Below are 11334 nucleotides of genomic sequence, written 5' to 3' on the forward strand. Positions count from 1 at the left end.
TGGCGAGCGTTACGGGCCGCTACAGGATCTGTTCTACGAACCGCTGGAAGGCCGCCGCCGTCGTGCTGACGCTGTCCGCCGAGACGCAGCGTTCGTCATCATCTGCAACGTGATGATAGCGGTGGGACCCGAAGACGCCCGCCACATTCTGATATCCTGCCGCGATGATCTCGACGAGTTCGCCGGCCGCCAGAGCGTCGCTCGCATAGGGCGCTTCGTAGCCGGGGTGGCCGGCGAACACCCGGCGCGCGAGCGGGAGCAGCGGCCGGCTGAGCGAGAGAAAGCGCTGGGGATCCACGCTGGGCAACGGATTCCAATTGCCCGGCAATTCATGCCAGTCCCGCGCCGCGATGCCGGCGCCCAGATGCAGCCAGAAATGCGTGTCGGCCGGCTTCGGCGCAATCTCCTTGAGGGCCTCCGCCGCGCCGAGATATTCATATTCGTGACCGCTGTTGCAGACGAAGGCGAGGTTGTGATCCCGTACCGCCGCGCTTGCCCAGCGGGCGAGCCACAGCCAGATCGCGACTCCCGGCCCGCGCTCGCCGGCGCAGCCGTACCAACCGGACCGCGGGGTCGAAACGACCAGCCAGCGTGGTTTGCCGCGGTCGATCCGGCCGACCAGATTATAGGCCGGTCGGCGGCCATCGGACCCCTGGAGGACGAAGGTTGCGAGATCATGCCGCAACGCGGCGGCGAGGAATGGCTTTGCGTCGTCCGGCGCCAGCACCGCGACCGGGCCGTCGAACATCGGCTTGCGGCCATCCGCGTTGAGCGCGATGATCTTCCCGGTGGGGCCGTTCGTGATGACGACGACACCCCGGGCGCCGGCCTTGAAGGCAGCGGCGATCGGTTCGCGGATTGGCTTGGCGGTGGCGCTCGACCAGCGCCCATGGGGAAGATCGAGCAGCGCGATCGCGCCGGCCAGCGACGCGTCGGCCTGGCCGAACCGGTCGATCCGCACCAGCGGCCCGGTGACGCCGGAGGGACCGGTCTGCACGACGATCGGCTGCGGCCAGAGCGTGGCCTTGGCGTCGCCGCACGACAGGGTGCACTGCGAGGGTTCGAAAAACGGGGCCGAGAAGCTCTGCCGCTCGACCTTGAACCCCAGCTTTTCGAGTTCGCTGCCCAGCCAGGCGCCGCATTGCATATCGCCGGCACCGCCCGCCTGCTTGTGCCCGAACCCGATATAGGCTTGCAGGTCGGCGGCTACCCTGTCCTCCGGTCGCGTCGGACCGACCGCTGCCGAGACACTTCCGGGCAGGACGGCACTGGCTGCCAGAAAGCCGCGCCGGGTGGTCTTGAGCATCTCTGTTCCTCTCGTCGAATGTGCCGCGGTTTCAGTAAGCCTCGCTATCATAGGCGCCGCGAGGTCTCCCAAGCAGAATGATGCTCAGCAGAGAAACGGCGCAGGCCGCTGCCAGATAGAGGGCGATCGGCGTGCTCGATGCATATCGCGCATACAGCCCCGTCGCGATGATGGGCGCGAAGCCGCCGCCGAACACCGATCCGATCTGATACCCCAGGGAGGCGCCCGAATAGCGCAGATGCCTGGGAAAAAGCTCGGCGAACAACGCCGCCTGTGGGCCGTACATCATGCTGATGAACAGCATCATGACGCAGATCGCGATCAAGATATTGGCCGGCGCTCCGGTTTCGATCAGCGGAAACAGGGCAAAGGCCCATAATCCCGACAAGATCGCGCCGATCATGAAGATGCCCCGTCGGCCAAAGCGATCCGAAAGCGCGCCGCATCCGATCAGCCACGGGATCATCAGGACACTGCTGGCCATGACGGCGAACAGCAGGACCTCTCGTGCGACGCCCACCGTCGCGGTGCCATATGCGATGACGTAGGTGATCGCGATATAGAAACAGACATTGTTGGCAACGAAGGCGCCGCCGGCGAGCAGGATGGTGCGCCAATGGTCACGGATGACGATGAGCAGCGGCGAGAGCGTTCGCGGCGGTGCATCGACGGCCTCGGCGACGATTGGATCCGGCATGTCCGGCTCCTCCACGTGCCAATGCATATAGAGGCCGATGACGATCAGCACGGCGCTCAGCAGGAAGCCGATGCGCCAGCCCCAGATCATGAACTGATCCGCCGTCGTCGCCGCGCTGACCAGCAGGAACACGGCATTGGCGAGGACCACCCCGATCGGCACGCCAACCTGCACAAAGCTGCTGTAGAATCCGCGGCGATGAGCGGGGGCGCTCTCCAGCGCGAGCAGCGCCGCGCCGCCCCATTGCCCGCCCACCGCCATGCCCTGCACGAAGCGCAGGATGACCAGCAGGAGCGGCGCAAAGCTCCCCATCGTCGCATAGGTCGGCAGGAAGCCGATCAGCGTCGTCGAAATGCCCATCATCATGATGGCCAGCACCAGCGCGCGCTTGCGCCCATGCAGATCGCCGAAATGGCCGAATAGGGAGGCGCCGACCGGGCGCGCGATGAAACCGACGCTGAAGGTGCTGAATGCCGCGATCTGCGCCACGAAGGGGGGCAGATCGGCGGGAAAGAACAGTTTCGGAAAGACGAGCGCGGCGGCCGTCCCGTACAGGAAGAAGTCGTACCATTCCACCGCCGCGCTGGCCGAGGCCAGCATGGCGACCCGCATGGTCGGCGGGGACGGTGCTTGCTCGCTCGTCGCCACGTTCAGTCCTTTCCTCGCGTCAGCGGACCGCGTGCTACCACCGATAGGACGCCGTGATGCCGTAGGTCCGCGGCGCATTCCACCGTGCCGAAAGCGGGAAGCCGGATTGCTGGAATTGCAGCACCCGGATGCCCTGATTGGTGAGGTTCTTGACGAAGCCGGCCAGCTGGACGCCGCCGAACTCGACCCCGGCGCGCGCGCCGAGCAGATCGAAATCCTCGAGATCGATCCGCGGGGTGGCAAGGGTGGTCGTGTCCTGCGCCCCACCGCGCTGGCCGGAATAGTTCAAATTGGCAAAGCCCGTCACCCTGACCGTGATGGGCTGACGGAAATCCACCGTCGCCGACATGGTCCAGTCCGGGATCTGCGCGACGTCCGAACGCGGCACGGGGAGGCCGCCGACGCCGGCCGGCACTTTCGCGAAAATGGCCTTTTGAGTCGCGGCGTTCAGATTTAGCGACAGCGTGCCCTCGCCAATCCGGAACCGGCCATCTGCCCCTGCCTCCAGGCCCTTGGCGTGGATCGTTCCGCCGTTGACGTTGAAGGCCTGGGCGGCCGTGCCGCACGCGTTCGTCACAGCGCAGCCGTCACTGATGCTCGTGATCGCGTTGTCCGTTCGCGACTTGTAGGCCGACATGCGCACGAAGATGTTCGACGTGATGTTCGATTTGACGCCGAGTTCGTAACCGATCGTGTCTTCGATGCCATATACCGGCGCGAACGGGTTGGGCGCCGCCGCGTTGAACGTGCCGAGGTTGACGCCGCCGGCGCGATAGCCCGTGCCGACCTTGGCATAGAGCAACGTGCCCGACGCATCCGGCGATTTCCAGGCGGCGGTAAGCGTCCAGGCCGGCTGCGATGCCTTGAACCGGTTCGTCGTCACCGGCCGCGACAACGTCGTGGTGTAGAGGCGATAGGCGGTTTCAGTGGCCGACTTGCGATCGCGGGTGATGCGGCCTTCGCCGGTGAAGGCGAAGTTGCCGAGATCGACCTGCAAGGACGCATAGCCTGCCAGCGAGTTGATCCGCTGCCTGGTCTGGCTCTCGACACCGAACGCAGAGGGGAATGGCGTGGGACAATCCGTCGATGTCGGCAACGGCTTCAGGCAGACCGGCTGAGTGGGAGTGCCGGCGCATACCGCGGCGTTCAGCGTGAACGCGCAGGGTGAGGTGGCGACCGTCCGAACGTAGAAATCCCGCTGCCGCAACGCCTCGCCGCCGACCGTCCAGGTAAACGCGCCCGTTTTTCCCGTCAGGTGCAGATCTTGATACAAGGTGCGATCCGTCACGTCGGTGGTCGTCTGGTTGAAGGGGTAGGCGCCGATCTGCCCGGCCTGCCGCAAGGCAACCAGAGTCGCAAAGTCATTGGTAGCGGCGAATTGCTGCTGCGACCGCCACCGCGTCGCCATGCTGGTCGATTCAAGGCTCGCCCAGCCCAGATCATAGGTGGCGAGGAGCATTGCGCGCACCACATTCTGCTGGAGCCCGTCGCGGCCATCGTGCGGCACGATGAAGCGATCCTGCACCAGGCCGAGCGGGATCTGCGGATTGGTGCCCGGCTGGACCTCGATGCTGTTCACAAAGCTCGGCAGGCGGAGATCCTGCGCATCCAGCAGCAATGTTACGTCAAGGTCGCCGGCACGATGCCGACCCTGGATTCGCCCGAGCCAGCCGCTGGTGTTGTCGTAATAGCGATTGTTGTTGGGATCGTAATAGAAGCCCTTGCTCTGGCCATAGACTTCGCCACCGATCCGGATCGCGTCGTTCTCGCCCAGCGCCTCGTTCACGACCGCCGCAAGACGGCCCTGGCGCAGGCCGAAAGTGTAGGTGCCCCGCGCATAGCCCGAACTTTCGAACCGGGGCTTTGCGAGCACCAGATTGATCGTGCCGAATTCCGAATTTCGCCCGTAAAGCGCGCCTTGCGGGCCCTCCAGCACTTCGACACGATCGATGTCGAAATAGTCGAGCGTCTTGAAATTGCGGCCGCCCAGCGTCTGGCTGCCGACATAGGCGCCGTTGACGAACAGACCGATGCCGGAGTCAGCGCCGGTGGCGCGCTGCGTGCCCGATCCACGGATCGACACTTCGGAAAGATTCTCCGCGCCGACCCCGTTGAAGCGAACGCCAGGCACGCTTTTCAGAAGATCGCCGACGCCCTGGACCGGGCCCTTCGCCTGAAGCTGTTCGTTCGACAGCGCGTTGATCGTCCCCGGAATGTCGCGGATGCTTTCTTCCCGCCGACGCGCAGTCACCACCACTTCGCCGTCGCCCGGTGACGCCTGCGATTCCGCGCCTGCGGTTGGCGCGGACTGGTCAGCCTGAGTCGCCGGCGATCGCGCGAAGCTCGGCGTCGCGACGACGCAGGATAATATGGCGGTAGGGACAAGAAGGTCTCGCATACATCCTCCCATGGCACGCATTTTTGCGGCTCTCAGGGTGGACATCTGAAAATTGACGATCAATGTCAACGTGATTGTACGACAATAATTGCGCATTGGCCGACAATGCTTGTCGTCCCGCGATGGCCTGCTTAAGGTGACAACGCGAGCCACCTTGCGAACAGGGCGGCCGTGGAGGGGCGAGGAATGGAATTTTGAGCGCAACAGCGAACATCGAAGCCTCCGCCGCCACAGCGGTCGATGCGGAGATGGTGGCAAATGACGTACGGACGCGGATTCAACGAAGCGATCTTGCCCCGGGCGAGTGGCTGCGAGAGGCGCGATTGTGCAGCGAGTTCGGCGTTGGCCGATCCATCGTCCGGCGCGCCCTGCGTATTCTCGCTGACGACGGTCTTGTCGAAATCGAGGAAAACCGCGGTGCTCGTGTGATGGGAACGTCGGTGGAAGAAGTGTTCGACCTCTACGAGGTGCGCGCGGCGCTGTACGGGCTGGCGGCACGCTTTGCCTGTCTGCGCGGATCGGACGCCGCCATTCAACAGATCCTGCGCGATATCGATGGCCTGTTCGACGATACGGCTGCCAAAAAGCCGGCGGAACAATTGATTGCCACCAGCGAAGCGATCTTCAGCCAGATGGCTGGATTCGCCAGCGTGGACGCGCAGCGCATGATCGAGGCCATCCGCCGCAAGACCCGGTTCCATTTTTCCTATGCTGCGCTGGCGCTCGACAGTGGGCCGGGGCCTTTTGACCATTGGCGCCGGGTCCGTGAGGCACTCGTCAGGCGAGACGCGAACGAAGCCAGTCAGGCGGCGCGCGACATCCTGTATTACATGCAGGGGGAGGTCGCGCGGATCATGCTGGCGCACGGATCGCGCGTGCGCGAAGACGCATCCCCGCCGGCGGCAAGGCCTGCCCCCGGCAGAACCGCAAATCGCGGGAGGGCATGATGTCCAGATACCGAAGCCTTGTAGCGGCCCTGTGTCTCCTCGCTGGCTACGGCGCGCTCGATGGCGCGCCGGCCGCCGCCGCCGAGACTGCGACGGTTTCCAACGACGCGAAAGGCGCGCTGCTGGAGTATCTGGGCGGCCAGAAAAGCACCGGACTGCTGGTCATCCAGAAGGGCAAGACGCTTGTCGAAAAGTCCTGGCCGGCGCCACAGGACGATCGCCAGTTTCAGCTGTTCGTCTATGGCCCGGCGCCGGATGGGGCGCTGCTGGAAGACGTCGCCTCTCAACAGAAGAGCTTCGTTGCCGTGCTGGTGGCGATCGCGCTCGACAAGGGGCTGATCGATCTGAACAAGCCGGTTTCCGCGTATCTCGGCGCCGGCTGGTCGAAAGCCACGCCGGACCAGGAGGCGAAAATCCGGGTCGACGACGTGCTGCGGATGAGCAGCGGCCTCGACGAAGCGTTCCGTTATACGGCACCGGCCGGATCGGTGTTCTTCTACAACACGCCCGTCTACGCCATTACCAAGCGGGTTCTGGAGGCGGCCGCGGGGATGCCCCTCGATACGCTCACGCGCGACTGGCTGACGGTGCCAGCGGGCATGACCGACACGGCGTGGCGCAAAAGACCCGGCGCTCTGGCGTCGGTCGGCAATCAGACCGGCCTGGTGACGACGCCGCGCGACGTCGCCCGGTTCGGCAGGATCGTGCTTGGTCGCGGCGTCGGGGCCACCGGCAAGCGCGTGGTGTCCGAGAAGAATCTCGACCTTTTGTTCGAACCCGCCCCGACCAATCCCTCCTATGGCCGGCTGTGGTGGCTGAACAACGGCGGTTTTTCGATACGCGCAGGCGGTGCGCGCGCCGAAGGCCCGCTGATCGCTGCCGCGCCGCGCGATACCGTGGCGGCTCTCGGTGCGTTCGACCGGCGGCTATATGTCGTGCCGAGCCGCGGGTTGATCGTCGTTCGGACTGGCGCGGCGGCGCCGGACAAGGACTTCGATCAGCATTTCTGGCTGTTGTTGCTGAAGGTCATTAGCTGAGGGCGGTACGGCCGCTTGCTATCGTTCCCCGGCGAAGGCCCGGGCTCAGTTGGAAAGGTTGCAATAACTACGCGTAACGCCTCTTCATGATCGTCCCCCGACTGGGCCCCGGCCTTCGCCGGGGAGCAGAGAGATGAAGAAGATCAGGATGGTTCAGCCATGCGGGGTCGCGAGATAGTCGCGCTCGCGATAGTCGAACCAGTCGAAATCCGCCGGCAGGCGCCGACCGGAAGTGTCCTGGCAGGCCATGCCAACGAACGCCCCGGTGAAGTTGGGCAGTCCGGGGGCGCTGGCTTCGTCGGAGAGGATGCTGGCGTCGAATTGCTCGCGCAGCAACGTCCAGCCGGCGTCGCCTTCGAGGCGGAAGGCGAAGCGCAGGCGTTCGTAATCGACCTCGGCGCGTAATTCGATCCGGCCCTCGGCCGGGATCGAATGGATCTGTGAAAAGGCGTCGCCCTGCGGGGAATCGGGCAGCGCCGACATGACCTGGATCTGGCGTCCGCCATCCTCGCCCGCGGTGACGAAGAGATAATGATATTTCGAGCCGTTATAATAGCAGATCAGCCCGGCTGCCTGCTGGAAGCTGTCCGGCGCAAATTCCAGTAGAGTCGTCGCCGAATAGCAGAAGGCTTGTTGCCGCCGCGCGACCAGCGCCTGCTCGAACAGGCTGCCCAGCGTCTCGCGGCCATAGAGGCGCAGATGGCCGGGCCGCTCGCTCAGGCTGAACAGACTTTCGGGTTCGGGCGAGCGGAGCCACTGGAAGTCGATCGGTAGCGCGCTATCGTCGAAATCCGCGCGTCCCGGCGTAGTTGGCACCCCCGTTACGGGTTCCAGTCCGGGCATCTCAAGCACCGGGATGCTGTCGCCGCTGGCGGTGTAGAGCCAGCCGTCGTCCGCCCAGCGCATCGGCTGGATCGCGGTTTCGCGGCCCATCACGCAGCGGCCGCGATTGGGCAAAGGCCGGCCGCAGAGATAGACCATCCAGGGCTCGCCCTCCGGCGTCTCGACCAGATCGGCATGGCCGGCGCGCTGCAACGGCGCATCGGGGCGGTCGCGCGCGCTGAGAATGTAGATGTCGGGATGCAGCTCGTAGGGTCCGGTCAGGGTCCGCGAGCGCGCCATCGTCACGGCATGGTTCCAGGCGGTGCCACCCTCCGCCGTGATGAGGTAATAATAGTCGCCGCGCCGGTAGAGATGCGGCGCTTCGGTCAGGCCGAGCGGCGTGCCCGCGAAGATCATGTGCGGCGCGCCGATCAGCGCCCCGGCCTCGGGCGCATATTCCTGCAGCACGATCCCGCCGAAGCGGTTGCGGCCCGGGCGGTGATCCCACAGCATGTTAAGCAGATATTTGCGGCCATCGTCGTCATGGAACAGCGACGGATCGAAGCCGCTGCTGTTGAGATAGACGGGGTCCGACCAGTCCCCATCGATCGTGTCGCTGGTCACAAGATAATTGTGGAAATCGCGCAGCGATGCGCCCGATGCGCCGCCGGTGGTGGTGCGGCCGTAGCGCTTCACATCGGTGTAGATCAGGTGGAAGCGATCACCGTCATGGGTGAGGCAGGGGGCCCAGACGCCGCAGCTGTCCGGATCGCCGCGCATGTCGAGCTGGCTCGCCCGGACCAGTGGGCGGGCGACGAGCGTCCAGTTCGCGAGATCGCGCGAATGGTGGATCTGAACGCCGGGAAACCATTCGAAGGTAGAGGTCGCGATATAATAATCGGCGCCGACGCGGACGATCGACGGATCGGGATTGAAACCGCGCAGGATGGGATTGCGGATCATGCGGGCTCAGGCTCCTTTTCGGGTGCGGGCGCGCGCACCAATATCCACATCACGGCGGCCGCAAACAGATCGAGCACGCCGAGCGCGATGAAGAACGGGCCATAGCCGATCTGCTCGACGAACCGGCCCATCGCCAGCGTGAACAGCAGCACGCCGAGATTGGCCATCGTCCCGGCGATGCCGGCCGCAGTGCCGACTTCGTTGCGCGGGAACAGATCGGACGCCATGGTGATGCAGGTGACCGACAAGGTCTGGTGGGCGAAGCCGCCGAGGCAGAGCAAAGCGACCGCCGCCGCCGCGCTTTCGACCTCGCCGACGAACATCATGCCGGTCATCAGCACGGCGCCAAGCGTATAGGCGCCGCGCCGCGCGTTGATCAGCGTCACGCCGCGTCGTTGCAGCCATAGCACCACCGCCGGCCCGAACAGGCAGCCGAGATCGGCGGCGATGAAGGGCAGGCCGGCGAACATCGCGATCTGCGCCAGATCGAAATGCCGCACCGTCGTCAGATAGAGCGGCATCCACAGGGTGAGCGTGCCCCAGGTCGGATCGGCGAGGAAGCGGGGCAGGGCGATGCCCCACAGGTTGCGGTTGCGCAGCAGCTGGCCGAGCGGCGGCTTGTCCGCCTGAGCGCGGAGATAGGATTCCTGGCCGGACAGGATCTCGGCGCGCTCTTCGGGCGAGACCGTCGGGTGGGTTTCGGGCGAATGATAGAGGCGGCGCCAGCAGGCGGCCCAGATCAGCGCGAAGATTCCGGCCACGATGAACGCGCCGCGCCAGTCCCACACCAGCACTGCCCCGGCGACCAGCAGCGGCGCCAGCACCGAGCCCAGCGACGCCCCGATATTGTAGACGCCGCCGGCAAAGCCGCGCTCGCGCGCCGGAAACCATTCCGAGATGACCTTGAGCGCGCCGGGATGCGCCGTCCCCTCGGCGAAGCCGAGCAGGGCGCGTAGCCCGGCCAGGCTGACCCAGCCGGTCGCCAGCGCATGGCCCATGGTGATGATGCCCCAGGCCGCCGCGAACAGCGCGAGGCCGGTCTTCAGCCCGATCAGATCGAGGATATATCCGGCGACCGGTTGCAGCATGATGCCGAGCTGAAAGCCGCCGGTGATCCAGCTATATTGCTCAGTGCTGATGTGCAGTTCGGTCATCGCGGTCGGTGCCGCGACGCCCATGATGCTGCGGGTGAGATAGTTGAGGATCGTGCCGACCATCACCAGCCCGATGATCCACCAGCGAATCTTCATGCCCCGTCTCAGCCGCATCACTCGTCCTCCCAGCGTCGTGCACCGTTCCCCCCGGCGCGATCGCGTATCATGGTAGCGATAACGATTTGGCCTGCGCTGGCAAGCTCGGCCGGGTCGGCGCGGTTCGCCGTCAGGGTGATAGCGCTAGCACCGTCTCGGCCGACCGGAGCGGTCTTGCCATGGACGGGAAAATCCTGTCGATCGTGGCTCGGGGATCGCTGGAGGGCGGGAACATGATCGACGTTGGCGTAATCGGCTTCGGCCTGGCGGGCGCGAGCTTCCATGCGCCGCTGGTCGCCGCGGTCGACCGGCTGCGGCTCGCGGCCATCGTAACCTCGCGCACCGCGGCCGTCGGGCAGGCGTTTCCGGGCGTCGCGGTGCTGCCCGACGCCGCGGCACTGCTGGCCGATCCGGCGATCGGGCTGGTCGTGATCGCCACCCCGAACGATCTGCACGCGCCGCTCGCCCGGGCGGCGCTCGAAGCGGGCAAGCATGTCGTGGTCGACAAGCCGTTCGCGATCGATCCGGCGGATGGCGCGGCGCTGATCGCCCTGGCCGAGCAGCGCGGGCTGGTCCTGTCGGTGTTCCACAACCGGCGCTGGGATGCCGATTTCACGACGGTGGCGGATGTGCTGGCCGGGGGTGCCCTGGGCGACGTGATGCTCGCCGAATTGCGCTGGGACCGGTTTCGCCCCGCGATCAAGCCCGGCTGGCGCGAGGCGACCGTCGAGCTGGGCGGGGGCATGCTGGCGGATCTCGGGCCGCATCTGATCGACCAGGCGCTCGAACTGTTCGGGCCGCCCGAGGCGATCGCGGCCGATCTGGCGGCGCAGCGCGAGGGCGTGGTGGTCGACGATTATTTCGAGCTGACGCTGTTCTATGGCGCGCGGCGGGTGATCCTGTCGGCCTCCACCCTGATCGTGGCGGCGCGGCCGCGCTTCGCGCTGCACGGCACGGCGGGGAGCTTCGTGAAATATGGCCTCGATCCGCAGGAAGCGATGCTGCGCGCCGGGGCTTCAGCCAACGATCCCGGCTATGGCGAGGAAGCGCCGGGAGCGTTCGGCACCCTCACCGTTGCCGAGCAGCCGCCGGTGCTGGTGCCGTCGCTGCGCGGCGACTGGCGGCGATTCTATGAGGGTATGGCCGATGCGATCCTCACCGGCGCGCTGCCGCCGGTCGATCCGGCCGATGCGCTGCTTGGGCTGCGCCTGATCGCGCTGGCGCGGCAGAGCGCGGCGGAGGGGCGGCGGTTGCCGGTTGGCTGAG

8 protein-coding genes are annotated in these 11334 nt (G+C 66.0%); 3 read left to right on the forward strand and 5 right to left on the reverse strand.

What is annotated here, in order from left to right:
- Nucleotides 1–19: 19 nt before the first annotated feature.
- From U1769_RS16555 to U1769_RS16565, 3 genes are read right to left on the reverse strand one after another with little or no spacing between them, the layout of a single operon-like run.
- The gene (locus U1769_RS16555; protein ID WP_332718158.1) at nt 20–1306 is read right to left on the reverse strand and encodes a hypothetical protein; all 1287 of its coding nucleotides are present in this window, start codon (nt 1304–1306) and stop codon (nt 20–22) included.
- A gap of 31 nt (nt 1307–1337) precedes the next feature.
- Nucleotides 1338–2651, reverse strand: coding sequence for an MFS transporter (locus U1769_RS16560; RefSeq protein WP_332718159.1), 1314 nt, complete (start codon nt 2649–2651; stop codon nt 1338–1340).
- A gap of 34 nt (nt 2652–2685) precedes the next feature.
- A complete protein-coding gene (locus U1769_RS16565) occupies nt 2686–5049 on the reverse strand; it encodes a TonB-dependent receptor (protein ID WP_332718160.1) in 2364 nt (787 codons plus the stop codon).
- Nucleotides 5050–5243: 194 nt separating this feature from the next.
- Between U1769_RS16565 and U1769_RS16570 the strand changes: the two genes are divergently transcribed.
- On the forward strand, nt 5244–5996 hold the full coding sequence (locus tag U1769_RS16570; RefSeq protein WP_332718161.1) for a GntR family transcriptional regulator: 753 nt from the start codon (nt 5244–5246) through the stop codon (nt 5994–5996).
- Nucleotides 5996–7033, forward strand: coding sequence for a serine hydrolase domain-containing protein (locus U1769_RS16575; protein WP_332718163.1), 1038 nt, complete (start codon nt 5996–5998; stop codon nt 7031–7033). The genes U1769_RS16570 and U1769_RS16575 overlap by 1 nt, the downstream gene beginning before the upstream one ends.
- A 153-nt stretch (nt 7034–7186) precedes the next feature.
- On the opposite strand, the gene U1769_RS16580 is transcribed toward U1769_RS16575, so the two are convergent.
- On the reverse strand, nt 7187–8818 hold the full coding sequence (locus U1769_RS16580) for a glycoside hydrolase family 43 protein (protein ID WP_332718165.1): 1632 nt from the start codon (nt 8816–8818) through the stop codon (nt 7187–7189).
- Nucleotides 8815–10086 (reverse strand): MFS transporter, encoded by a 1272-nt coding sequence (locus U1769_RS16585; protein ID WP_332718167.1) that lies wholly within the window; start codon nt 10084–10086, stop codon nt 8815–8817. The genes U1769_RS16580 and U1769_RS16585 overlap by 4 nt, the downstream gene beginning before the upstream one ends.
- A gap of 161 nt (nt 10087–10247) precedes the next feature.
- On the opposite strand from U1769_RS16585, the gene U1769_RS16590 reads away from it, so the two are divergent.
- Nucleotides 10248–11333, forward strand: a complete 1086-nt coding sequence (locus tag U1769_RS16590) for an oxidoreductase (protein WP_332718169.1) — start codon at nt 10248–10250, stop codon at nt 11331–11333.
- Nucleotide 11334 lies beyond the last annotated feature (1 nt).

This window comes from Parasphingomonas zepuensis (assembly GCF_036663735.1).
In the GTDB taxonomy this organism is placed as follows: domain Bacteria; phylum Pseudomonadota; class Alphaproteobacteria; order Sphingomonadales; family Sphingomonadaceae; genus Sphingomonas.